The organism is Methylobacterium cerastii, from assembly GCF_022179125.1.
GTDB classification, from domain to species: Bacteria; Pseudomonadota; Alphaproteobacteria; order Rhizobiales; family Beijerinckiaceae; genus Methylobacterium; species Methylobacterium cerastii.
Map to the genome: position 1 here is coordinate 1 of NZ_BPQG01000080.1, position 23608 is coordinate 23608.

At 73.0% G+C, this 23608-nt stretch carries 20 protein-coding genes and 1 pseudogene; 5 read left to right on the plus strand and 16 right to left on the minus strand.

What is annotated here, in order from left to right; translation table 11 throughout:
- Positions 1–496 precede the first annotated feature (496 nt).
- Both tilS and ybgF read right to left on the minus strand, forming a co-directional pair.
- Positions 497–1261: pseudogene (gene tilS, locus MFF13_RS22040) on the minus strand (tRNA lysidine(34) synthetase TilS); the annotation flags it as partial.
- Positions 1258–2241, minus strand: a complete 984-nt coding sequence (gene ybgF / locus MFF13_RS22045) for a tol-pal system protein YbgF (RefSeq protein WP_147764286.1) — start codon at positions 2239–2241, stop codon at positions 1258–1260. The gene ybgF and the pseudogene tilS, both read right to left, overlap by 4 nt.
- Before the next feature lie 279 nt (positions 2242–2520).
- On the opposite strand from ybgF, the gene MFF13_RS22050 reads away from it, so the two are divergent.
- Complete coding sequence (locus MFF13_RS22050; RefSeq protein ID WP_147764287.1) at positions 2521–2934, plus strand: SRPBCC domain-containing protein; 414 nt, start codon at positions 2521–2523, stop codon at positions 2932–2934.
- A 139-nt stretch (positions 2935–3073) separates the two neighbouring features.
- Here the strand turns inward: MFF13_RS22050 and pal are convergent, their stop codons facing one another.
- Positions 3074–3604: a peptidoglycan-associated lipoprotein Pal gene (gene pal, locus MFF13_RS22055; protein ID WP_147764288.1), complete on the minus strand. Its 531-nt coding sequence runs from the start codon at positions 3602–3604 to the stop codon at positions 3074–3076.
- Between the two features lie 415 nt (positions 3605–4019).
- Here pal and MFF13_RS22060 point away from each other — a divergent pair, with 415 nt between their 5' ends.
- Positions 4020–4415 (plus strand): response regulator, encoded by a 396-nt coding sequence (locus tag MFF13_RS22060; protein ID WP_147753513.1) that lies wholly within the window; start codon positions 4020–4022, stop codon positions 4413–4415.
- A 53-nt stretch (positions 4416–4468) separates the two neighbouring features.
- Here MFF13_RS22060 and MFF13_RS22065 read toward each other — a convergent pair whose 3' ends face one another.
- Complete coding sequence (locus tag MFF13_RS22065) at positions 4469–5491, minus strand: WcbI family polysaccharide biosynthesis putative acetyltransferase (protein ID WP_147764289.1); 1023 nt, start codon at positions 5489–5491, stop codon at positions 4469–4471.
- 89 nt (positions 5492–5580) lie between these two features.
- Here MFF13_RS22065 and MFF13_RS22070 point away from each other — a divergent pair, with 89 nt between their 5' ends.
- Positions 5581–6648: a GSCFA domain-containing protein gene (locus MFF13_RS22070; protein WP_147753515.1), complete on the plus strand. Its 1068-nt coding sequence runs from the start codon at positions 5581–5583 to the stop codon at positions 6646–6648.
- A gap of 154 nt (positions 6649–6802) precedes the next feature.
- Here the strand turns inward: MFF13_RS22070 and hemC are convergent, their stop codons facing one another.
- From hemC to kdoO, 3 genes are all read right to left on the minus strand, one after another.
- The gene (hemC, locus tag MFF13_RS22075; protein ID WP_147764290.1) at positions 6803–7726 is read right to left on the minus strand and encodes a hydroxymethylbilane synthase; all 924 of its coding nucleotides are present in this window, start codon (positions 7724–7726) and stop codon (positions 6803–6805) included.
- 146 nt (positions 7727–7872) lie between these two features.
- Positions 7873–8172 (minus strand): antibiotic biosynthesis monooxygenase family protein, encoded by a 300-nt coding sequence (locus MFF13_RS22080; RefSeq protein ID WP_147753517.1) that lies wholly within the window; start codon positions 8170–8172, stop codon positions 7873–7875.
- A gap of 28 nt (positions 8173–8200) precedes the next feature.
- Positions 8201–9064 carry a Kdo hydroxylase KdoO gene (gene kdoO, locus MFF13_RS22085; RefSeq protein WP_147764291.1) on the minus strand — a complete coding sequence of 288 codons (864 nt, stop codon included), beginning with the start codon at positions 9062–9064 and terminating at the stop codon, positions 8201–8203.
- Positions 9065–9282: 218 nt separating this feature from the next.
- On the opposite strand from kdoO, the gene MFF13_RS22090 reads away from it, so the two are divergent.
- Together MFF13_RS22090 and MFF13_RS22095 are read left to right on the plus strand one after the other, a co-directional pair.
- Positions 9283–9738 carry an RNA polymerase subunit sigma-70 gene (locus MFF13_RS22090; protein ID WP_147753519.1) on the plus strand — a complete coding sequence of 152 codons (456 nt, stop codon included), beginning with the start codon at positions 9283–9285 and terminating at the stop codon, positions 9736–9738.
- Between the two features lie 107 nt (positions 9739–9845).
- Positions 9846–10322 (plus strand): bleomycin resistance protein, encoded by a 477-nt coding sequence (locus MFF13_RS22095; RefSeq protein ID WP_147764292.1) that lies wholly within the window; start codon positions 9846–9848, stop codon positions 10320–10322.
- A 55-nt stretch (positions 10323–10377) separates the two neighbouring features.
- Here the strand turns inward: MFF13_RS22095 and MFF13_RS22100 are convergent, their stop codons facing one another.
- From MFF13_RS22100 to MFF13_RS22140, 9 genes are all read right to left on the minus strand, one after another.
- Positions 10378–10899, minus strand: coding sequence for a SixA phosphatase family protein (locus tag MFF13_RS22100; RefSeq protein ID WP_147764293.1), 522 nt, complete (start codon positions 10897–10899; stop codon positions 10378–10380).
- Positions 10899–11879, minus strand: a complete 981-nt coding sequence (locus tag MFF13_RS22105) for an aldo/keto reductase (RefSeq protein WP_238272939.1) — start codon at positions 11877–11879, stop codon at positions 10899–10901. Before MFF13_RS22105 ends, MFF13_RS22100 begins: the two co-directional genes overlap by 1 nt.
- 325 nt (positions 11880–12204) lie before the next feature.
- On the minus strand, positions 12205–13056 hold the full coding sequence (locus tag MFF13_RS22110) for an AAA family ATPase (RefSeq protein WP_147764295.1): 852 nt from the start codon (positions 13054–13056) through the stop codon (positions 12205–12207).
- Between the two features lie 254 nt (positions 13057–13310).
- Positions 13311–13820 carry a ferritin-like domain-containing protein gene (locus MFF13_RS22115; protein WP_147764296.1) on the minus strand — a complete coding sequence of 170 codons (510 nt, stop codon included), beginning with the start codon at positions 13818–13820 and terminating at the stop codon, positions 13311–13313.
- A 241-nt stretch (positions 13821–14061) separates the two neighbouring features.
- Complete coding sequence (chpT, locus tag MFF13_RS22120; RefSeq protein WP_147764297.1) at positions 14062–14796, minus strand: histidine phosphotransferase ChpT; 735 nt, start codon at positions 14794–14796, stop codon at positions 14062–14064.
- A 206-nt stretch (positions 14797–15002) separates the two neighbouring features.
- The gene (locus MFF13_RS22125) at positions 15003–15563 is read right to left on the minus strand and encodes a type II toxin-antitoxin system VapC family toxin (RefSeq protein ID WP_147753526.1); all 561 of its coding nucleotides are present in this window, start codon (positions 15561–15563) and stop codon (positions 15003–15005) included.
- A gap of 3 nt (positions 15564–15566) precedes the next feature.
- Positions 15567–15902 carry a hypothetical protein gene (locus MFF13_RS22130; RefSeq protein ID WP_238272940.1) on the minus strand — a complete coding sequence of 112 codons (336 nt, stop codon included), beginning with the start codon at positions 15900–15902 and terminating at the stop codon, positions 15567–15569.
- Between the two features lie 93 nt (positions 15903–15995).
- Positions 15996–18179: a penicillin-binding protein 1C gene (gene pbpC, locus MFF13_RS22135; RefSeq protein ID WP_505744300.1), complete on the minus strand. Its 2184-nt coding sequence runs from the start codon at positions 18177–18179 to the stop codon at positions 15996–15998.
- Positions 18180–18252: 73 nt separating this feature from the next.
- A complete protein-coding gene (locus MFF13_RS22140) occupies positions 18253–23592 on the minus strand; it encodes an alpha-2-macroglobulin family protein (protein ID WP_147764299.1) in 5340 nt (1779 codons plus the stop codon).
- Between the last annotated feature and the right edge of the window lie 16 nt (positions 23593–23608).

A 23608-nucleotide genomic window follows, 5' to 3' on the forward strand; every position in this document is an offset into this window, starting at 1 on the left:
GGGCGGGGCTGTCGGGGGCGGCGTCGTCGCCACGCCGCGGTGGCGCCGGCCGGATCGTCACGCGGCCGGCCGCGTCGGCGGCGACCACGAGGCCGCGCAGGGTGCGCCGCACCGGGCGCCCCGCCCGCAGCGCCGGGAGCAGGTCGCCGAGCACCAGCCGCTCCAACCGCTCCAGCCGCCGCGGCAGCGCGCCGCCGGCCCGGTCGAGGGCGAGGTCGACGACGCGGAGCGCGACGGCCTCGGGGAGGTCGGCGAGGGTGGGGCCGTCGAGATGGAGCGGCCCGATCGCCGCAGCACCCCCTCCCCTCTCTGCGGGGGAGGTGATCGCAGCTGGTTCGATACCCCTCACCACCTCATCCTGGGGTGCGGCGTCAGCCGCCTCGAAGGAGGGCTCCAGGGGTCGCAGCGGCCTCTCGATGGCTCCTTCGAGGCCTCCGCTCCGCTCCGGCACCTCAGGATGAGGGAGTGGATCGGACGCCCCTCCTCTGCCATCGCCCCGCCCTTTCACGGAAGGCGCGGCGAAGACGGCTTGCCGGAAGGCGGAGTCCGCCATCGCGGCCAGCGCCGCGTCGTCGCGGGCGGCGCGCTCGGCCACCTTTGCGAATCGTTCGCTCGTGAACCCTTCGGCGGCGAGCAGCGGCAGCAACCGGCGAAGGCGCACCCGGCCGTAGCGGTCGTCGGCGTTCGAGGGGTCGCGGACGAAGCCGACGCCCTCCGCTTCGCACCAGGCGACGAGATCGACCTTGGGGATGTCGAGGAAGGGGCGGGCCAGCACGAGCCCCGGCGCCAGCGGGCGCTCCCGCCGCATCCCGGCAAGGCCCGCGGGGCCGCTTCCGGCGATCAGGCGCATGAGCACCGTCTCGACCTGGTCGTCGCGGGTGTGGCCGGTCAGCAGGTAGCCGGCGCCGACCGAGGCGGCGTGCGCGGCGAGCAGGCGGTAGCGGGCGGCGCGCGCCGTCGCCTGGATGGCGGTGCCGGGGTGGGCGCCGTCCCAACGCAGGATCGCGTGCGGGAGCCCGAGCACGGCGGCGGCGGCGGCGACGGCGCGGGCCTCCTCAGCGGATTCGGGGCGCAGGCCGTGATCGACGGTGGCGACGAAGAGCCCGTCGCGCCGGCCCGCGGCGGCCCGCATCAGGGCGGTGGAATCGGGGCCGCCGGAGACGGCGAGCAGCAGGATTGCGTCGCTGGCCAGCCAAGGTGCGAGGGCGGTGTCGAGGGCGCGACGAATCCGGGGGTCGGGATCGTCGCGCGGGCCGCTCACGCCGCGCAGCGTGCGCGCTTCTGCTCGCGCGCCACGCTCTGGCGCACGGTCGAGCCCGCGGCGGGGAACTTGCGGTCGAGCTCGGCCAGCGTCGCGCAGGCCTGCTCTCGGGCGCCCAGGGCGTTCAGCGAGACGCCGAGCTTGAGCATCGCCTCCGGCGCCTGGGGCGAGCGGGCGTAGTCGGTCGAGACCTTCAGGAACTGCTCGGCCGCCTCGCGGTTGCGGTTGCGCTGCAGGTAGCTCTCGCCGAGCCAGTAGGTCGCCGCCGGCACGTGGCCGTCGCGCGGGTGCGACTGGATGAACTGGCGGAAGGACATCTCCGCCTGCTCGTAGCGCTTCTCGCGGATGTGCCCGACGGCCGCCTCGTAGTCGCTGGTCGCGTCGCCCGAGCCGGTGGCCGCGACGCTCGCCGGCGCGCGCGCCGGGTTCGGCAGCGCGCCGGTGGTGCCGACGCGGGCGGGCGGCGACAGGTCGACGGGCTCGTCGTAGCCGGGAGCGCCCCGCGTCTCGGCATCCTCGCCGTCGTCGATCGCCGGCTCCGGCAGGCGCCGGGTCTGCGCCATCGGCGCGGCCGGGGCGGGCGCGGCGACCGGAGCGGAGGGCTGGGCGGCGCCGAGCTGCATCGGCGCGCCGGGGCGGCCCGGGTTCTGCTCGGGGTCGAAGGCGTCGCCGCGCTTCTGCGGGCGGGGGGCGCCCGGGTTGCCGCCGTTGACGGCGCCGGCCGGCTCCCGGCTCGGCGCGGGCGCGGACTTGCCGCCGCCCTTCTCGTTCAGGCGGAACTCGACGTCCTCCTGGAACTTCCGAAGCTGCTCCTTGAGCTGCCGGTTCTCGTATTGCAGCGTCTCGATCTGCCCGGCCATCAGCCGGGACTGGTTCTCGATCCGGTTGAGGCGCACGACGAATTCGGAGGCGTCCTGCGCCGCGGCCGGGGCGGCGAGGCTGAAGGCGGCACAGGAGGCGAGAAGCAGGCGGCGGAGCATGGTGGCACCGGTCGTGACAGGGAGCGCGCAAGGTCGGCGCGAGGCCGGTAGCAGATGCCGCCCAGCGCGGCAAAGTTAAGGCGATGTCGGCTTCGGGCTCATCGAGCCGCGCGGTGAGATGCGGGCCTCCAGGATCGGCCGCACGCGGCGGCGCACCGGAGATTCGCGCCGTTCCGCGGCGCGTCGCCCTGGGCGCGGCCGCCCCGGAGGTTGCCGCCGCGACCGGCCCGGTGTGAGGTGCGGCCCGCGGAATCGCGAACGGCCGGATGCGGAGTTCACATGCCCCAGGAACGGATCATCGTAGAAGCGACGGCCTCCGCACCGGTCGGCGTCGTCTGGGACGCCTACACGACGCCGGACCAGATCACGCAGTGGAATTTCGCGTCCGACGACTGGCATTGTCCGACGGCGACCGTCGACCTTCGGGAAGGCGGCACGTTCACCTCGCGCATGGAGGCAAAGGACGGCAGCATGGGCTTCGATTTCGCGGGCACCTACACCAGGATCGTCCCGAACGAACGGATCGAATACGCGTTCGGCGACCGTCATGCGGTGGTCGCGTTCACCGCGTTGGGCGAGCGGACCGGCGTGAAGGTCGCGTTCGATCCCGAGACCCGTTTTCCCATCGAGCAGCAGCGCAGCGGCTGGGCCGCCATCCTCGGCAACCTCTGCCGACACGTCGCGAGAGGTTGACCTGCGCCGGACGGGTCGGCTGGACGCGTCGTGGCGGGTGCCGCCCCCACCGCTCACCCCGGGGCGGCCGCCTGAGGGGGCCGCGGGGTGGCGAAGGCGGGATGCGGGGTCGTCCGGTGACGAAGGTCGCGCCTGCCGGTCAGCTTCCGGCGCCGCGGTCGAGCACCGTCACGGCGCGGCGGTTCTGCGACCAGCACGAGATGTCGTTGCAGACCGCGACCGGGCGCTCCTTGCCGTAGGAGACGGTGCGCATCCGGCCGGCACCGATGCCGCGGGAGGCGAGGTAGTCGTTCACGGCCTGCGCGCGGCGGGCGCCGAGCGAGAAGTTGTACTCGCGGGTGCCGCGCTCGTCGGCATGGCCCTCGATGAGGAAGCTGTAGCGCGGGTAGCGCTGCAGCCAGGCCGCCTGCTTGTCGAGGGTGCCGGTGGCGGTGGGCGTCAGGTCGGTCGAGTCGGACTCGAAGAACACCCGGTCGCCGATGTTCACGACGAAGTCCTGCGCGCTGCCCGGCGTCGAGGCGCCGCCGCCGAAGGCCGAGGCGTCGGCGAGGTCCTTGTCGCTGCTGCAGGCCGAGACCGCGAGGCCGGCGCAGAGGGCGAGGCCCAGGGAGAGGGTGCGCAGGGAAAGGGTGCGCAGGGAGGCGGCGCGGAAGCGCGCGGATCGGGGCATGTCTGTCACTCCACGAGCGGACTTGAGGTGCGCCGGCCCGGCGCGGGTCGCGGCGAGTTGGGCGCGTTGAGGTCCGCGCGTTCAAACGAGATTGGGCTTTAGGCCGATCGGGTTAAGCGAAGGTTCCATCAAGCTTGACGCGAGGTTTCCAACACGGCCCATCCGCCGCCGATGTGTCGTTGCGCACGCCGGACCGAGCCTGTCGCCCGGCGCGTCGCCGGCCCCGTCAGGCGCTCCCAATGCGGCGGTCGCGCGGCCCGGTCGGCACGGCGCGCCGAATTCGGGCGCGGCGTTGCGGCGGCGCAACATCGTCGCTCGCCGAGACGGGCCGAGCAGGCCTCGAGCCCGGGCGCCTTCACCGAGCGTTAACCGCCTTGGCCCCCAAGCTCGCGCACCGACCGCCGGATCGACCGCGATGCCTTCCGCCCAGAACGTGCTCATTGTCGAGGACAGCTACCTGCTCCTCGAGATCATCGCCTCGCTCTGCGCGACCCAGGGCATCGGCGTGGTCGAGGCGTCGAGCGGCGAGGCCGCGCTGACGATCCTGCGCGAGCGCGGCCGCGCGATCGACTGTCTGTTCACCGACATTCGCCTGCCCGGCCTGATCGACGGCTGGAGCGTGGCCGAGGCCTTCCGCGCGCTGCATCCCGACCGGCCGGTGGTCTACACCTCGACGGCCCCCGCCCTGCCCCCGCGGGCCGTCGGCGGCAGCCTGTACCTGCGCAAGCCGTTCCAGATCCGCGACGTCGAGCAGGTGGTGCGGATGATGGCGCGGGGCCGCCTCGACGCGCCGGTCCGCGCGGCGGTGTGACCGCAGGGCGTTCGCACGGACGAACCAGGCGCCTCGCCCCGGGCGCCGCCGGCTCACGCCGCGCGGAACATCGCCACGATCTCCGGCGCGGCGATCCAGGCCTCGACCCGGGCGCAGGCGAGGTCGCCGGGCTCGGCCGCGTCGTAGAGCGCGAAGCTCGCCGCGAGGAAGCCGGGCAGGTCGTAGAGGTCCGGGAAGGCGTCGCCGCGGGGCTTGGTCTTGAACAGGTACGAGCCGGTCAACCCGTAGACCTCGGCGATCGGCGGGTAGACCGGCCAGACCACGTCGCGGGCGAGCTCGTCGCCGAGGTAGTCCTCGATCTCCACCGGCTCCGGCGTGAAGCCGCTCTCGACGAGCAGGCGCCGGGCGATGTCGGCGATCACGAAGACCTTCGGGTGGTTGATCACGTGCATGAACGCGCCGCGCCGGCCCCAGCGGCTCATCTCGCGCTCCAGCCCGAAGCCGACCATGGCCCCGCCGCCGACCAGCTCGCGCACCGCCGGCTCCCACTGGTCGAGGTAGCCGAGCCGGCGGAAGACGTCTTCGCGGAACAACCGCTCCGTCTGGGCCGCGGTGAGGCCGAGGCGGTGGGCGCACAGGGCGATGGCCGAGTGGTACTGCCCCAGCGGCGAGCGCGCGAGCTTCAGCGCCGCCAGGTCCTCGACCCGGCCGGCGTAGACCATGTCCGGGTGGAAGGCCGAGAACACGATCGTCGGGAACATCCGGGTGCGCGGGTCGCGGCGGCGGAGCACCGTGATGTCGCCCCCCGGGAGCAGACCGGCCGGAAACAGCTGCGAGAACACGTGGTCGCTGGAGGCGAGCGTCGAGACCAGGCCGTCGATGTGGCCGTGGTCGCGCCCGAGCGTTCCCATCGGCAGGAAGCGGACGGGGCTGTCGGGCGCCAGGAGCCGCATCGCCTGGGCCACCCCGCGGGCCTGGCAGTTGCCGAGCACCGCGATCCGTGGTCCGCGGCGGCCCGCGTCGGCGGCGGGCTTGGCGCGCCACGGTGTCGCCCAGGATGGCGGCGACAACGAGAACGCGCCGCGGGCGCGCCTGGGCAGATCGGACAGGGCCACGTTCGCGCCGGGTGCATCGGGTGGGGCTAAGAATCTCGGGACGCATCGCCGAGGCGGACGCGCCGGAGGTCGGAGGAAGGGTCCAAAAGATGACGGCCAACCCCTATAGCGGTCTACCGGCCGAGCGTTTCTGGCGCAAGGTCGTGACCAACGTCGCCCCGTTCGCGGTCGATCCGCGGCCGCGCGCCCCCTTCTCCATCGGCCAGGGCGACAAGGTCGCCACCGGCGGATCGTGCTTCGCCCAGCGCGTCGCCGAGGCTCTTCGAGCGGAGGGCTTCAACTACTACGTGACGGAGCCCGCCCCCGAGGGCACCGCCCGCGCGGAGGCCGACGCGCGCCAGTTCGGCACCTTCTCGGCCCGCTACGGCAACCTCTACTACACGCGCCAGTTCGTGCAGCTGTTCGACCGCGCCTACGGCCGGTTCGAGCCCGAATTGAAGGCGTGGCTGCGCGAGGACGGCCGCTACGTCGACCCGTTCCGCCCCACCGTCGAGCCCGCGGGCTTCCCCGACGAGGCCGCGGTGGTGGCCGCCCGCGACGCGCATCTGGCCGAGGTGCGCCGCCTGTTCGAGACGCTGGACGTGTTCGTGCTGACGCTGGGCCTCACCGAGGGCTGGCGCTGGCGCGCCGACGGGGCCGCCCTGCCGCTGGCCCCGGGCGTCGCCGGCGGCACCTACGATCCGGCGCTCTACGAATGCGTCAACGCCGGCGCGGCCGAGGTGCTCGCCGACCTGCAGGGCTTCCTCGAACGGCTCTGGAGCGTGAACGCTTCGGCCCGCATCATCCTCACGGTCTCGCCGGTGCCGATGATCGCCACCTTCATGGACCGGCACGTGATGGAATCGAACAGCTACTCGAAGTCGGTGCTGCGGGTGGCGGCGGGCGAGGCCTGCGCCTCCGGCGACCCGCGGGCGGTGTACTTCCCCGCCTACGACATCGTCACCAGCAACGTGAACGCGGGGCGCTACTACAACGACGACCTGCGCACCATCAACGACGCGGGCGTGCGCCACGTGATGCGCTCGTTCCTCGCCACCTTCGCGGCCGACCGCACCACCCCGGCCCCGGTGCAGGCCGCCCACGACTTCGCCGCGGAATACGAGGGCACGGCGGGCGTGATCTGCGACGAGGAGCAGATCGAACGCAGCGTGGCGTGAGGCGAAATCAGGACACGCCGACCGGCCCCCTCTCCCGAATGGGAGAGGGTTGGGGTGAGGGGGGCGACATGTCCGGAAAGACCTCGCCCCTCACCCTGTCCCTCTCCCGAACGGGAGAGGGGACCCGCGCTCCATCCGTCCGGGGCGCCGCGGCCTACTGCAGGTGCTTCGTGTAGATCTCGCCCGCCGCCGCCTTGATCTCGGCCCCGCACTCGCGGCCGATCCGGGCCGCGTCGGCGACCGGGCCCGAGCGGGAGGCGGCCCAATGGCGGCTGCCGTCGGGGAGGAACAGCAGGCCGTTGAGGCTGAGCGTGTCGCCCTCGATCCGCGCCAGCGCCGCGATCGGCGTGCGGCAGGAGCCGTCGAGCTCGGCCAGCAGCGCCCGCTCGGCGCCGATGGCGGTGGTGGTGCGGGCGCAGGCCAACGGGGCCAGCAGCGCGTGGATCTCGGCGTCGCCTTCGCGGGCCTCGATGCCCAGCGCCCCTTGGGCCACCGCCGGCAGCATCTCCTCGACCGAGAGCACCGAGCGCGCCATGCCCTCCAGGCCGAGGCGCTCGAGGCCGGCGAGCGCCAGCAGCGTCGCGTCGCACTCGCCGGCCTCGAGCTTGCGCATGCGGGTGTTGGCGTTGCCGCGCAGCGGCACGATCCGCAGGTCCGGCCGGCGCATCAGCACCTGCGCCGCGCGCCGGAGCGAGGAGGTGCCGACGCGCGCGCCCTCGGGCAGTTCCGCGAACCCGGAGGCCCGCGGCGACAGGAAGGCGTCGCGCGGGTCGTCGCGCGCCAGGATGCAGGCGATGACCAGCCCCTCGGGCAGCCAGGTCTCGACGTCCTTCATCGAGTGGACGGCGACATCCACCTCGTCGGAGAACAGCGCCTGCTCCAATTCCTTGGTGAACAGCCCCTTGCCGCCGATCTCGGAGAGCGGCCGGTCCAGGATCTTGTCCGCCACGGTGGTGACGACGACCAGCTCGGTCTCGAGGCCGGGGTTGGCCGCCACGATCTTGTCGCGGACCATGCCGGTCTGCGCGAGCGCCATCGGGCTACCGCGGGTGCCGATGCGGAGGGGACGCTGGATCATGTGCTTCTTGTCTCGCCCGAGCTTTGCGCGAGCATCGTTGCGGGACGACGTGGGCGCAAGCTCTGTCGATGCTTCGGGACCGATCACTCCGCAGGAAGCGCGGGTCGCCTCTCCCGTTCGGGAGAGGGGGCGCGTCGAGCGATCCGTCAGAACGCCTTCAGCACCCGCTCGGTGTGCTCCACCGCGGGCGGGCTCGCGAAGCACGGGGAGACGATGGCGCGGTAATCCTGCCAAGCTTGCGAGCCGGTGAAGTCCTTGGTGTGGGCCTCCAGCGTCTCCCACTCGATCAGCAGGCGGTAGCGCTGCGGATGCTCGACCGAGCGCCGCACGTCGAAGCTGCGGCAGCCGGCGGCGACCCGGAAGATCTCGGCGGCCCGACTGATGCCGGCCTCGAACTCGGCCTCCATGCCGGGCTTGATCTCGACCTGCGCGATTTCGAGGATCATTCGTGTCACGTCCTTGTGCGGAAAAAACCTATTGGAGCGGGCGGCCGAGCTTGCGCGCGAGGATCCGCTGCGGGCTCGTCTCCGGGTCGGCCTGGGCGGAGACCGGCAGGTAGGCGGTCTGCTCCAGCATGTAGCGGCCGCCCATGGCCCCGTGCATGACGAGGTCGGAGAAGGTCACCCAGGTCTGGCCGGGCTGGAATTCCACGTCGGCCTGGGGGGCGTTCGCCTGGTAGCCTTCGTCCTGCTTCAGGGCGTCGTGCAGGTGCAGCATCAGGTGGTCGTATTCCGAGCGCCGCGCCTTGGTGATGCGGAGCGCCGCCAGCAGGCGCGCCGAGAGCGGCGAATAGCCCGGGAGCTTGGGCAGGAACTTGTCGGCCATCGAGCCGAAATCCTCGCCCACCCGCCACAGGCGCGGCTGGCCGCTCGGGTTGATGTTGCGGAACACCCGCAGGATGCGCTTCTCGCCGATCGGGTTCGAGGGGAAGGCGTCGACGTGCAGGCGGGTGTCGTCGCGGCGCCAGCTCATCTTGCGCCGGTCCACGTCGAAGGGCCGGTACGAGGTGCCGGCGAGGCTGATCCGGTCGGCATATTCCGGCAGGTGGCGCGCGATCAGCGCTTCGGCGAAACCGCGATAGCGCACCAGCAGCCGGCGCAGGGCCTCCTGCTCCTCCGGCGTGCCGGCGGCGCCCCGGAGGCTCGCCGCCTCGCCGCGGATGTTGACGTTCTTGGCCTTGCCGTCGGCGAACGGGCGCTCGGTGAAGCGCCGCTCGAAGTCGCTGAACGGGAAGTCGAGATCGGGGAACATCAGCACCGCGCCGCCTTCGAGCGCCGCGGCGAGCGAGCCGTTCGCGGCGGATCCCGCAGCGGGGACGGTGAGGATCGGGCTGATCATGCGGGTCGCGTGTCCTGTCGCGTGGCCGGCTTCGCGGGTCCGCGGGTTTAGCCGACGCCCGCGGGAAGGGCCAGCCGCGGCGGTTTTCCGGTGGATGACGGCACCTGCGTCCTGTCATCCCGGGATGCCGCAACCGGAACGCCTTGCGCAACCGATGCCGAGGCGGCACGTTCTCCCCCTGTTCCGGGCGGTCTCGCCCGCGCAAGGATCATTCGCCGATGGCGACGCTGAAGGAATTCGAGGAGTCGCTGCGCGAGCACGGCATGAACATGGCGCTCGCGCTGCTGGAGCGCCTGCGCGAGCGCGACCGCGCCACCCGCACGGTGAAGCCCGCCCGCCGGCTGACCGGGCAGAAGATGACGCCGGAACTCGCCCACGCCATCCTCGACCTGCACGCCTCCACCGGGATGACCCAGCAGGAGATCGCCTTCAAGGTCGGCGTGAACCAGGGGCGGGTCAACGAGGTGATCAAGCGCGGCAAGTGGCTCGACGGCGATCCGCACGCCCCCGAGGCGGTGGCCCGCGACAAGGCGCTCGCCCGCCTGCGCGGCGAGCCGACGGCGCGCAAGGCGCCCACGGTGAAGCGCGCGTCGGGCAAGAGCATCCCGGTCAAGGCCAAGACCGCCCCCGCGCCGCGGCGCAACCAGGGGCAGCTGGCGTTCGGCGACCTCTGAGCCGTTCGGCCGGGGTCGAAACGCAACCGGCTCGACGACGTGACCAAGGGTTTGCGACGGTGCGCAAGCCTTGACCGCCTCGCTCGGACGATGACCTTATCGACGGCATGGAACCGCTTCCCGACCCCGTCGAACGCGCCCGCGCTTCAGGCTCCGGCGCTCCCCCGGAAGGCGGCTTCTCGGCCCTGACGCCGGAGCTGTCCGTCAGCGATCTCGATGCGAGCCTGCGGTTCTGGTGCGACCTGCTCGGGTTCGCCGTCGCCTACGATCGCCCGGCCGCCCGCTTCGCCTATCTCACGCGGGGCAGAGCCCAGATCATGCTGTGTCAGCTGAACGGTCGCTGGTCGACGGGCGTCCTGGATCGTCCCTACGGCCGGGGGGTGAACTTCCAGATCATGGTCGACCGGCTGGACCCGATCCTGGCCGCGCTCGAGACCGCGCGCTGGCCGCTGTTCGATGAGCCGAGGGAGGCCTGGTATCGGACAGGTCCGATCGAGGCCGGCCAACGAGAGTTCCTCGTCCAAGACCCCGACGGATATCTCGTGCGCCTCGCCGAGAGTCTCGGGCACCGGAAACCCGAGTGACGTCCATTCTCCGGCCGGGCCGCCATTCTCGCGATCAAGCTGATCGTGTTCGCCCCTAATCCGTCAGGTCGGGGCTCAAGTCCTTCGGCCGCACGAAGCGCTCCAGGCGGCCGTTGCGGCCGACCTCGCTCCAATGCGCCACGTCGAACTCGATCACCGCCAGCGCCGCCGTGGGGAAGCCCTGCGCGAGGCGCTTCTGCGCGGCGCGCGCGCCCTCCGCCACCAGCATGTCGGCGAGCGCCTCGGTGCCGGGGTTGTGGCCCACGAGGATCAAGGTGTCGGCCGTGTCGGGGCTTTCGCGGACGGCCGCAAGCAGCGCGGCGGGCGGGGCCTCGTAGATCGTCTCGACGATGCGCACGCGCACCGCGTCGAGGGCGGTCGCCACCGCCTCCCAGGTTTCCCGCGTGCGCTTCGACGGCGAGACCAGGGCGAGGTCCGGCTTCAGGCCTTCGCTCGCGAGGTAGGCGCCCATCCGCGGCGCGGCCTCGCGGCCGCGGGCGTCGAGGGGCCGGTCGATGTCGGAGACGCCCGGCGGCCGGTCGGACTTGGCGTGGCGCAGGAGCAGCAGGCGGCGCATCAGGCGAATCCGACGATCGGGTGCGGGGTGTAGAGCGCTTCGAGGCCCTGCGTCTCCTCCGGCGTCAGCACGAGGTCGAGGGCGGCGACCGCGTCGGTGAGGTGGCCCCCCTTCGAGGCGCCGACGATCGGGGCGGCGACCTCGGGCTTGGCCGCGACCCAGGCGAGGGCCACCTGCGCGCGCGGCACGCCGCGGGCCTTCGCGATCTCGGCGACCTTGGCGATGATCGCCTCGTCCGCCGCGGCGGCCGCGTCGTAGAGGCCCTTGCCGACGGCGTCGCTGTCCTGGCGCGCGGTGGTGGAATCGGGGTCGCGGGTCAGCCGCCCGCGGGCGAGCGGGCTCCAGGGCAGCACGGAGATCCCCTGGTCGCGGCAGAGCGGCAGCATCTCGCGCTCCTCCTCGCGATGCAGCAGGTTGACGTGGTTCTGCATGGTCGCGAACCGCGTCCAGCCATGGAGGTCCGCGGTGTAGAGCGCCTTCGAGAACTGCCACGCGTACATCGACGAGGCGCCGAGATACCGCGCCTTGCCGGCCTTCACCACGTCGTGCAGCGCCTCGAGCGTCACCTCGATCGGGGTGTCGTAGTCCCAGCGGTGGATCTGGAACAGGTCGACGTGGTCCATGCCGAGCCGCTTCAGGCTGGCGTCGATCGCGGAAAAGATCGCTTTTCGCGAGAGGCCGCCGGCGTTCGGCTGGTCCTTGAGCGGGAAGTAGCACTTCGTCGCGACGACGAGGCTGTCGCGGTCGCCGTAATCCTTCAGCGCCCGCCCGACGATCTCCTCGCTGGTGCCGTCGGAATAGTAGTTGGCCGTGTCGAAGAAGTTGATGCCGAGGTCGAGCGCCTGGTGGATCAGCGGACGGCTCTCGTCCTCCGGCAGCGTCCAGGGATGGGGCCCGCGCTCAGGGATGCCGTAGGTCATGCAGCCGAGGCAGAGGGCGGACACGTCGAGGCCGGTGCGGCCGAGCTTTTTCATCTTCATGCGGCGCGATCTGAGTGAGTGCGATACGATGGACAGAGCGGGATGCGTCTTTCGCGGGTCCGACGCGCGGCCCCCTCTCCTCGCACGCGGGAAGAGGCCTGCAGGCACCGCGTCGTGCCTGCAGGAAGCAGAGGCGAAGCCGCAGCGGCGGTGAGGGGGCTTCGACGAACGAGCCTCCTCCGTCCACCCCCCCCTCACCCTCGGCTGCCGCCTCGCCGTGCTCCCCGACAAGGGGGAGACACGGCCCTCTCCCCGCAGGCGGGGCGAGGGGATGCATGGGGGTCGGTCCGCCCGGGACCAGGAAGGAGGACGCCGAAACGGCGCCTCAGCCCCCGCGCCCCTCGCGCCGCATCATGAAGGCCAGCTTCTCGAACAGGCTGACGTCCTGCTCGTTCTTGAGCAGCGCCCCGTGCAGCGGCGGGATCAGCTTGCGGGCATTGGTCTCGCGCAGCGTCTCGGGATCGACGTCCTCCGAGACGAGGAGCTTGAGCCAGTCGAGGAGTTCCGAGGTCGAGGGCTTCTTCTTGAGGCCCGGCACCTCGCGGGTCTCCAGGAACACCCGCAGCGCCTCCTCGACGAGGCGGTGCTTGATGCCGGGATAGTGCACGTCGACGATCGATTGCAGCGTCTGCGCGTCCGGGAACTTGATGTAGTGGAAGAAGCACCGGCGCAGGAACGCGTCCGGCAGCTCCTTCTCGTTGTTCGAAGTGATGATCACCACCGGGCGGCGATCCGCCCGCACCGTCTCGCCGGTCTCGTAGACGAAGAACTCCATGCGATCGAGCTCGGTGAGCAGGTCGTTCGGGAACTCGATGTCGGCCTTGTCGATCTCGTCGATCAAGAGCACCGGGCGCTCGTCGGCGGTGAAGGCCTCCCACAGCTTGCCGCGGCGGATGTAGTTCGCAATGTCCGAGACCCGCGGGTCGCCGAGCTGCGAGTCGCGCAGGCGCGAGACCGCGTCGTACTCGTACAGGCCCTGCTGCGCCTTGGTGGTCGACTTCACGTTCCACGTGAGGAGCCGGGCGCCGAGGCCCTTGGCGATCTCCTCGGCCAGCACCGTCTTGCCGGTGCCGGGCTCGCCCTTCACCAGCAGCGGCCGCTCGAGCACGATGGCGGCGTTGACGGCCGCCGTCAGGTCGGGCGTCGCGACGTAGGACTCGGTTCCGGTGAAGCGCATCGAGCTGTTTCGTCCTGGCGGGCCGGCGCGGCCGACCCGTCCGACATAGGGCGCAAAGCCGGTCGCGAGCAACGCCCCTCGGTGATCGCTCAAAAAGCGATCATCTTGGGCTTCTTGCCGGCCTCGATCGCCGGCGCCCGCCTCCGCGGGCTTAGGCTTCCGCTCCGCTCGACGCATGCCCGGACATCCGTCCGGACAAGCCCGCCGCTCCGCGCGGCGCTCTTCGCGCCGAAGACGTCGCCCTCCCTGGTCGTTTACCGGTCGGCCTTCTCGCCGGCGGTGGACAGCTCGATGTAGCGCAGGGTCGTCGGGCGGACGAGCTCGCGCACCTTGGCGGCCATGCCCTCCTCCTCCTTCAGCGATTGCTGGAAGGCGGCGGCATGCCCCTGCTGGCCGGCGGCCTCGCCGATCGCGAGCAGCGAGGTGTAGGCCGCGATCTCGAAGTTCTCGAAGGCGTGGTTGGCGTAGGCGTTCTTCAGGATCTCGTCCTGGGCCGGCGCGTGCCCGAGCGCCATCATGTTGCCGACGAAGCCGAGGAACCCCTCCTTCAGCGCGGACGAGCTCTCGGCCAGGCTGTGCAGCGCCTCCTCCAGGCGTGTGCGCTGGCCGTGGGTCTCGTCGATGTGGCGGCGGAGCGCCGCCTCCATCTCGGGATAGTTCTGCAGCCGTTCGACCTGGCGCTCCATGATCTGGAGCGCCTGCATCTCCAGGGCGTGGGTGTTCTTCAGAGCCGTGACGTAGATGTCGCGCGTGTCGAGGGCCATCGTGCATCTCCTGAGCGGCGGCCGGAACGTCGGCCTGGGATCAGGGGGAAGACCCGGCGAACACCGGCCAAGTTTCCGGCCGAGCGCGCGGGCGTTCAGTGTGACGCAGGGGGGGTGGATCGCGCGAAGCACCGCGTGGTCCCCTCTCCCGAACGGGAGAGGGGACCCGTGCCTTGCTCGGGACGCGTGGCGAGGCGTCCGCATCCAGGAACCGCTGCGGGGAGAGGGACGAGCCCGCCCCTCAGGCGAGCAGGGTGTCCGACGGCTCGCTGTCGGACGGCCGGTCGTCCTCGGAGCTGGCCGGCGGCGTCTCGATCACCGGCTCGACCGCGGCGGCGACCGGCTCCGAGCGGATCGTCACGGTGTCGCCCTCGATGGAGAAGCTCACGGTCATGGCGGCGGCGCGGGCCACGAGGCCGGCGTAGTAGGGCAGGATGCCGTGGGCGTCGACGACGCCGTTCTCGGGCGTGCCGGCGATCAGCGCCTCGACATGGGGCGGGATGCGGGCGTGCGAGCCCTTGGCGACCAGCACCAGGGTCGGGGCCTCGCCGTCGCCCGTGACCTTGACGTCGAGGAGGCCGCCGCGCGGGATCGCGCCGGTGGAAATCATCACGAGGTTCAAGAGCAGCTTGACCTTGTTCTTGGGGAAGAGCGCCACCGGCGCGCTCCAGCTGAGCTGGGTCTTCTCGTCGGAGAACATGCCGCGGGAGACCTTCTCCGCGTCGGCGAGGTCGATCGAGGCCCCGGCCGAGCCCGCCGCGCCGAACGCGATCCGGGCGAATTGCAGCCGGGCGGAGGCGTGGCGCGCGCTCTTGCGGATCAGGTCGAGGGCGAACTCGCGCATCGACTCGTCCTGGTCGTCCTCCAGCACCTCGAGACCGTTCACGATCGCGCCCACGGGGCTGATCACGTCGTGGCAGACGCGGGAGCACAGCAGCGCGGAGAGGTCGAGGGCGTCGAGGGTCACGGCATTCATGGCACGCTCCGGGCGTTTTCTTCGGACTTGGTCTTCGGACTTGGTCGTCCGGCTTGGCGACGCGGAACCCGGCCGCCGCGGCGGCCCGCCCGAACGGATAGACGCCACATCCGGCTTTGCAAAGGGTTACGGGGGGCGGCGCGCGGCCCCGGACGCGCGAGCGCTGGGGGGCCGCCATCATCCGCAACGCCCCCCGTCGCAGCTCGTCAGGTCCGATAGAACAGCACCCGGCCGTCCGCCCGGATCTGGAGCAGGGCGTCGAACTCCCGCACGTTGCGGGTCAGCACGGCGAACCCGTGCTTCATCGCCTGGACGAAGAGCACGCAGTCGTGGAGGGCCTTCATGCGCTCGGGCTTGCCGTAGCCCTGAACGCGCGCGAGCAGGCCGGCATACACGGCGGCCTGGCCGAGGACGTCCATGTCCGGCACGAACAGGCGATGCGCCGGCATGGCCTCGACGGCCGCCTCGATCGCCGCGACGGCGGCTGGGGTCCGCGCGTCGCCCGGATCGAGCACGCCCACCGCATGCAGGAGTTCCTGCACGGCGACGGCGCTGTGGTTCACCGGCCGGATCGCGAGCAGGTCCTCGACGACGGCGGGCGCCTTGCCCTGCATCTGGTCGATGTAGACGCAGGTATCGAGGAGAAGCCCGTTCCCGGCCGACGCGTCGGGTCCGAGGAACGGAAGCGCGTCGTCGGGGCGGCGGGCGAGGGTCCGCGCCGCAGCGCGCCGCCTGACGCGTTCGGCGGACCGGAAGTCGAACGCCACGGTTTAGAAATCGAGATCGAGGCTCGGATCGACCGTGCCCCGCAGCCCCCGGAACGTGTCGGCGAAGTCGTCCTCGATCGCCAGGTTCGCCAGGGCGAACTCCACGAGCTCGGTGTCCGAGCGGATACCGGTGCGCGCCTTCGCGCGCTCGATCAGCTCCGGCGACACGCGCCCCGAGATGCGACCGCCCTTCCGCGCGATCAGGCCGCTTTCCTGCGCGCGGGCCAGCACCGCCTGGACCTTCGATCGGGAGGTCGCGGCGGCCTCGATCGCGGGCGACCGCTCGGGCCGGATCGAACCGGCGGGTCGGTGCGGGTGCGGCTCGGATCGGCTCGCCATCGGGATGCTCGCCCTGCGTTCAACGATTTGCGATTTCGATCACCATACGGCCGGGGGCGACCCCGGGCAATCGATGCGACGAGCGGACGACGCTCACTCCAGCCGCACCACGACGCTGTCGCTCGCCCCCGTCGCGTCGAGGACCGAGATGCGGGCGAAGCCGGCGCCGTCGGGGACCCATTCGGACTGGCGCCGGGCGGAATCCGCCACCGGCTTCCCGCCGACCATCCAGGTCAGCGGCGGCACGCCGCCGAGCGCCTTGAGGGCGAGGCGGGCCTGCTGCGCAGGGTCCCCCTTCAGGTCCTGCAGCCCGAGATCGATGCGGGCGCCGTCGGGCGGGTAGGCGATCTTGAGGGGCGCCGCGTCGGCCGCCGCCAGGGTCTTGGGCGCGTCGCGGCGGATGTGACGGAGCGGCGGCGGCAGGGCGGCCGAGGTGGCGACGAGCGCGTCGCGCGGCTGGGCCACCGGCTCGGGCTCGCCGCCGAAGCGCGAGAACGCGTCGAACAGGATCGGCGCCGCGACGGCGCGGCCGACCAGCCCCGGCACCGCCGCCCCGTCCGGCCGCCCGACCCAGACCGCGATCGTCACGCGCCGGTCGAAGCCCGCAGCCCAGGCGTCGCGATAGCCGAACGAGGTGCCGGTCTTGTAGGCGATGCGGCCGGGCAGCGCGTTCTCGGGGGGCGGCGCGCCGCGCAGGATGTCGGCGACGTACCAGGCGGCCACCGGCTCGGCGACGCGGCGGGCGGAGTCGGCAGGCGGCGGCCGGTCGGCGCGGCGCATCAGCTCCGGCATGGCGCCGCCGCGGGCCAGCCCGGCATAGAGCCGGGCGAGGTCGGTCAGCGTGATCCCCAGGCCGCCGAGCGCCACCGGCAGCCCCGGCGCGGCGTCGCGCGGCAGCAGGATCGTAGCGCCCGCCGCCCGCAGACGGGCGATGAACCGGGCAGGCCCCACCGCCTCCATCAGCGCGACGGCGGGCACGTTGAGCGAAAGCTGCAGCGCGCGGCGCGCGGTGACGGTGCCCTGGTAGGTCAGGTCGAAGTTCTCGGGGGCGTAGGACGCGGCGTAGCGGGCCGGACGGTCGTCGAGCAGTGTCTCGGGATGCGCCAGCCCGCTCTCGAAGGCCTGCGCGTAGATGAAGGGCTTTAGGGCCGAGCCCGGCGAGCGCACGGCCAGCGTCATGTCGATGGCGCCGCGGCGCGCGGCGTCGCGGTAGCCGGCGCTGCCGACCTGGGCGAGCACCGCGCCGGTGCGGTTGTCGATCGCGAGGATCGCCGCCGAGAGGCCGGGGCCGGCCCCTTGCGCCCGCTCCGCGGCGAGCTGCTCGAGGCTCGCCTGGAGGCGGCCGTCCAGCGTCAGGCGCAGCACCGCCGCGCCCGGGTCGGCGGCCACCGCCTCCTCGGCCGCGTGCGCCGCCACCATCGGGAACGGGCGCCGCCGGTCCGGCACCGGCTCGGCCTTGGCGGCGGCGGCCTCGGCGCGGGTGATCGCGCCGCGGGCGGCGGCGATGTCGAGCACGCGGTCCCGCGCCCGCCGGGCGGTGTCGGCGAACCGGTCCGGCCGGCGGGTCTCGGGCGCCTGCGGCAGGGCGACGAGGAGGGCGGATTCGGCGAACGACAGGCGGGCGGGCTCGCGCCCGAAATAGGCGAGCGCCGCCGCCCGCACCCCCTCGACCGGGCCGCCATAGGGGGCGAGCGCGAGGTAGAGGTCGAGCACGCCGGCCTTGCCGAAGCGGCGCTCCAGCTCGACCGCGCGGACCATCTGCCGGAGCTTCGCGGCGAGCGAGCGCTCGGGGCGCGGCTCGACGAGGCGGGCGACCTGCATCGACAGGGTCGAGCCGCCGGAGACGATCCGTCCGTGCGCCAGCCATTGCCAGGCGGCCCGGAGCGTCGCCGCCGGGTCGATGCCGGGATGGTCGGCGAAGCGCCGGTCCTCGTAGGCCGTGAGCATCGTGAGATAGCGCGGGTCGACGGAGGCCGCCCGCACCGGCAGCCGCCAGCGCCCGTCCGGGGTGGCGAACGGGCGCAGCAGGGTGTCGCGCGCGTCGACGACGATGGTCGAGCGGAGGTCAGCCTGCGTCAGGTCGAGGGGCGGTAGCGTCGCCGCGAAGCGCCAGAGGGCGAGGAGGGGAACCGCCGCCACGACGACGAGGAGCGCGAGGCCGGCAAGCGGCCATCGTCGGGTGGGTCGGGCCCGCGCGGATGCCGGACCACCCGCAGGCCCCCTCTCCCGTTCGGAAGAGGGTTGGGGTGAGGGATGAGAACTGTCCGGAGAGGTCACGCCCCTCACCCCAGCCCTCTCCCCATGGGAGAGGGAGCCGCGCGCGCCACCGGGTCTCGCTCGTCCGCCATCCCTACTTCGCCGCCCCGATCTCGACGGAGCCGAACGCGGTGCGGCCGAAGCGTTCGGGGCGGTACATGTCCTCGATCGTCGCGGCCGGGTGGACGTAGGTGCCCGGCGAGACCGCGCGCACGGTGTAGGCGGCGGTGAAGAAGGCCGATTGCTCGGGGGTGCGGTCGTAGGCGGCCACGAAGCGGTCGTCTCGGAACTCGGTGTGGACCGGCTGCACGTCGGACTTCGCGAAGGCCAGGCCGCTGAGCCCGTCGGCGTCGAGGAGCTTCGGGTTGTCGATCTCGAGGCCTGCGGGCAGGCGGTCGACCAGCAGCAGGCGGCCGGCGCTGGCCTTGGCCTCCGTCACCTTCAACACCACCACGAGGCGGTCGTTCTGGCGGATGCCGCGGGCGGGGTCGACGACGCTTCCGTCGAGGCGGTGGTAGCTCCGCTCGATCGTGTAGCCCCGCGCGTCGGCCGGCTCCGGCGTCACCGGGTTGCCGGAGACACCGAGCGCCACCTGCACCGGCGCCCGGCCGGTGTTGACGATCGCCACCGGGCGCTCCAGCGCCGCCGCCTTGTAGCTGCGCGCCAGGGGGCCGGACTGGGGCGCGCCGTCGACGGTGAAGGACAGCGCGTCGGACTCCTTTGTCAGCCCTTGCGCCGCCAGCACCATCCAGGTGTTCTCCTGCGTGCTGGTGACCCGCCCCGAGGCGCGCTCTTCGGTGAGGACCGCGGAGACCGGGGTCAGCGCGGCCTGCGAGAAGCCGGTCTCGGCGGCGAGCGCCAGCAGGCCGGCGCCGTCGCGCAGGCGCGAGCCGTAGTCGGCGCGGTAGCTCTGCTTGTCCCGCTCGGAGCGCAGCGCCGTCAGCGCCGAGTCCATCGCCTTGGCCGCACGGCCGCGGTCGCCCAGCAGCGCCAGGGCCGCCGCGATCTGCGCCCGCCCGAGGGGGGTGGCGAAGTCGGCGAGCTTGGTGTCGGCGAGGTAGCGCAGGTCCCCCATCACCGGGCGGCCGTTCCGGGCGAGCACGTAGGCGGCGTAGGCGAGGTCGGTGCCGCCGTCGCGCACCTCGGTGGTGTTGGCGACCGCGTTGCGCAGGCGGTCGAGGGCTTGGCCGAACGCGACCTGCGGGACGGCGAACCCGCGCTCGCGGGCCCGCGTCAGGAAGTCGGTGATGTAGGCCGAGAGCCAGAGGTCGTTCGAGCCTTGCGCCGACCACAGCCCGAAATCGCCACTCGCATCCTGGCGCGACAGCACCCGCTCGATCGCCTCGCGGATCCGGGCGTCGACGGTGTCGTCGAGGGCGAGCCGGTCGCGGGCGGCGAGCGCGTTGACGTAGAGCAGCGGCATCGCCCGGCTCACCACCTGCTCGGAGCAGCCGTAAGGGTAGCGGTCGAGCGCCAGCAGCAGCGCCGGCACGTCGATGCCGGGCAGCGCCGAGGCCCCCACCGAGACCGTGCCGGTGCCGGGCAGGATGTCGGCGAGGAGGTCGCCGGAGACCTGCAGGCCGGCGCCGGGCGCGAGCGTGCGCACCTCGCGCCGCACCAGCGCACCGGTGCCGGGCGAGACCGCGAGCGTGAAGCGCTGGCCGACGCCCGCCGCGAGGCCGGGGCCGGACAGCGTCAGGTCGAGGGTCGCGGTGCCGGGGCCGGCCGCGGTGATCGGCACGACGAGCTGCCCCTTGGCGCCCGCCTCCAGCCGCATCGTCGAGCGCACCGCCTGCGCGCCGACCAGCACCGGGCCGGCGAGGTCGAGGTCGAGGGTGTAGTCGCCGGCCTGCCCCTCGACGTTGTCCAGCGCCACGAAGGCGCGCGAGCGGTCGCCGGCGTTGAGGAAGCGCGGCAGCGTGCCGGTGACCACCACGGGGTCGCGCACGATCACGTCGGCCGAGGCCTGGCCGACGCGGGCACCGCTCCAGGCGGTGACCATCACCCGCGCGGTGCCGTTGAAGGCGGGCACCGGGAAGGTGACGCTGGCGCTGCCGTCCGGGGCCACGCTCACCACGCCGGAATAGAGCGCGAGCGGGGCCTGGGTCGGGGGCGAATCCGCGAGCTCCGCGCCGGCTCCGTCGCCGCCGGAGCGGATCGCGCCGACCGTGCCCTGCATCCCGTCGATCAGGTACCCGTAGACGTCGCGGATCTCGGGGCCGAGCGCCTTCTGGCCGAGGAAGTAGGCGACGGGGTTCGGCGCCTCGTAGCGGGTAAGGTTGAGGATGCCGACGTCGACCATCGCCACGGTGACGCGCGCCGCCTCGCCGGACTTGAGGCCCGCGAGGCGGATCGGCAGGGTCAGGTCCTGGCGCGGCCGGGCCTTCGCCGGGGTCTCGACCGAGACCGTGAGCGCGCGCTCGGCCCGGTCGACGGAGAACCACGCCAGCCCGAGCGCCCGGCCCGGCAGGCGCTTGGCCGCCTGGTCGAGGGGCCGGTAGGCGGTGGCGACGAGGTAGGCGCCGGCGCCCCACTCGGCCTTGACCGGGATCGACACCGTGGCGCCCGCCTCCGGCACGTCCACGTCGCGCACCACCTGGACCCGGTCGCCGACCACCGTCACGGTGGCCCGGCCCTTGAAGTGCGGGTTCAGCCGCGCCTGCAGGGTGTCGCCGGCCTTGTAGGCCGCCTTGTCGAGGGTGAGGTCGAGGAGGTCGGGCACGTCGGCCGTCTCCGAGCCGCCCCAGCCGACGCTGAAGGTGACGCTCGCCGCAGCCCCCGGCTTGCCCGGCGCGCTCGCCTCCAGCCGGTACTTGCCGAAGCCGAGGGCCTGCGCGACCTTGGCCGGCGCGTCGGCCTTCAGGTCGAGGGTGCCGTCGGCGACGCGGCGCACGGACTTCACCGGCTCGAACGACCAGCGGCCGTCGGCGCGGTACCATTGGTAGGTCTGCTCCAGGCGCGACAGCGTCCAGGTCACGCCGCCCTGCGCCAGCCGCGTGCCGTCGGGGGTCGCCATCACCACGTCGAAGCCCGCCGTGCCGTTCACCGGCAAATCGTCCGAAAACCCCTTGCGGATCGCCAGCACCGGCCCCTCGGGCAGGATCGGCAGGGTGAGGCTGCGCGACAGCGCCCGCCCGCCGGGCTCGCCCACGGCCAGGGTGATCTTGGCCTCCAGCGGGCGCGGGGCGGCGAGCGCCTGCACCGGGACGGTCACCACGGCCTCGCCCTTGGCGTCGGTGGTGGCGCGCGCCTCGATCTCCTGGGTCGAGGCCTCGATCGCCTCGTCGTCGAGGCCGACCTGGAAGCCTTCCAGGCCCTTGACGCCGCTCGCGGCCGCCGCCTGCACGGTGACGCTGCCCGAGACGTCGAGCCCCGAGCCCGGCGCGCCGTAGAGGTAGCGCGCGGTCACCGCGACCTTCGCGGCCTCGCCCTTGCGCAGGGCCGGCTGCTCGGGCTTCAGCGTCACCTCGAGCCGCTCGGGGACGTAGTCCTCGAGCAGGAACGAGGCCTCGCCGACGGCCGGCGCCTTCGGGTCGGTGAAGGCCGCGATCCGCCAGGTGCCGTGCATCGCGCCCGAGAGCAGCGGCAGCGGCAGGGCGCGCCCGCCCAGGCCCTGGTCTGCCACCGAGACGCGGCGGTACTCGACGCCGTCGGGGCGCTTGACCACCAGGGTCAGCGGCAGGCTCGGCACCGCCTTGCCTTGCCCGTCGCGGAGGATGGCGGTGATCTGCACGGTCTCGCCGGAGCGGTAGACCCCGCGCTCGGGGAAGACGTAGGCCTCGATCGCGCCGGCGTCGGCCCGGCCCTTCACGCCGCGGTCGGTGAGGTCGAAGGCCGCGAGGTTGAGGTCGAGGAAGCCGTAATCGTCGCCGACCTGCGCCACCACGAGGCTCGGCGCCGCGCCGCCCTCCCCGCGGGCGAGCCCCGGATCGAAGGCGGCATGCCCGCTCTCGTCGGTGCGGCGGGTGGCCAGCACCTCGTTGTTGCGGGCGACGAGGCGGATCTCGGCGTTCGGCACCACCGTGGCGGCGGCGAGCGAGCGCGCGAAGACGTGGACGCCGTCGCGGCCCTTGAAGGCGGTCAACCCGAGGTCGGAGACCACGAACCACTGCGTCGCCTTCGCTTCGTAGCCGTCCTCGCCCTCGGACGACGCGACGGCGCCGGAGGGCTGGGCCAGCATCACGTAGAGGCCGGGCTCGAGCTTGCCGACCGCCTGCAGCACCGGGAAGGCGGTGACCGCCTCCTGGTTCACCTCGGCCTTGGCGGTGTCGAGGGTGCCCTTCCAGACCTGGACGCCCTTCTCCGCGGCGATGGTGCGCGCGGTGGCGCCGTTGAGCTGGCCCAGGAACTCCTCCGATCGGAGCGACGGCAGCAGGCCGCGGTCGCCGATGCGCAGCACCTCGACGTCGAGCTTCGGGGCGTTGACCGAGACCAGCGGCACCCCCGCCTGGCCGGTGCGGGGCAGGACGTAGTTGCGGCCGGTGAAGCGCACCTGGGGGGCGCGGTCGCGGACGTAGACCTCGTAGTCGGCCGACTTCAGCAGCACCTCGCCGACCGAGGAGGGCAGGCCCTGGCGCACGACGAAGGCGTAGGAGCCGCCGTGCTTCAAGCCGTCGACGCAGACCTGCGCGCCCTCCGCCGTGACCGCGGCGTTGGTCGCGCCCGACACCGCGACGAAGGGGGCGAAGTCGGTCCTGGCCGCGACCGGCTCGGAGAAGGTGAAGCACACCCGAGGGGCGGCGGCGTCCGCGTCGACCTTGTAGTCGAGGATGCGGAAGCCGTGCTCGGCGCGCATCGTCTCGTAGGCCTCGCGCACCGCGGCCACGTCGTCGAGGGCCAGGCTCGCGGCGTAGGCTTCGAGCGCCGGGCGCCACTCCGCCCGGCCGCCCTGGATCTCGGCGAGCTGGGCCAGGGCCTGGGCCGCCTCGGGGGCGGTGCGCGCGCGCTGGTAGGCCTGATAGGCGGCGGCCGGCGCCCGGCCGCGCAGGCGCGCGCGGCCCTCGTAATCCTTGTTCTCGTCGTCCCCGGCGACCGCGTCGGCCGCCCGCGCGTAGCCGAGCCAGGCCTGGATGTCGGACGGGTCGCCGGCGGCCGCGGCGGAGAACAGTGGGAGCGCCTCGGCGGGCTTGTCGTCGGCGAGCAGCGCCTCGGCGGCGCGGCGCGACGCGGCGGGATTCTTCGTGACCCCGCCCGACTCGCCCTTCAGCGACGCCTCGAGCCGCACGGCCGCGCTCGCTAGCGCCTCGCGCACGAAGGGTCTGGCGAAGGCGGGCGCGGGCCGCGCCGCGGGAGTCGGAGCGGATGTCGAGGCGGGCCTGGCCGCGGGGCGCGCGCCGGGCGCAGGCGCCTGAGCCCAAGAGGGCGCCAAAGTGGGTGTCGCGACCAGGAGCCCGGCCAGAAGCCCGATCCGACGCCCGAACCCCGATCCCAGCATGGTCGTCCTCGTCCCG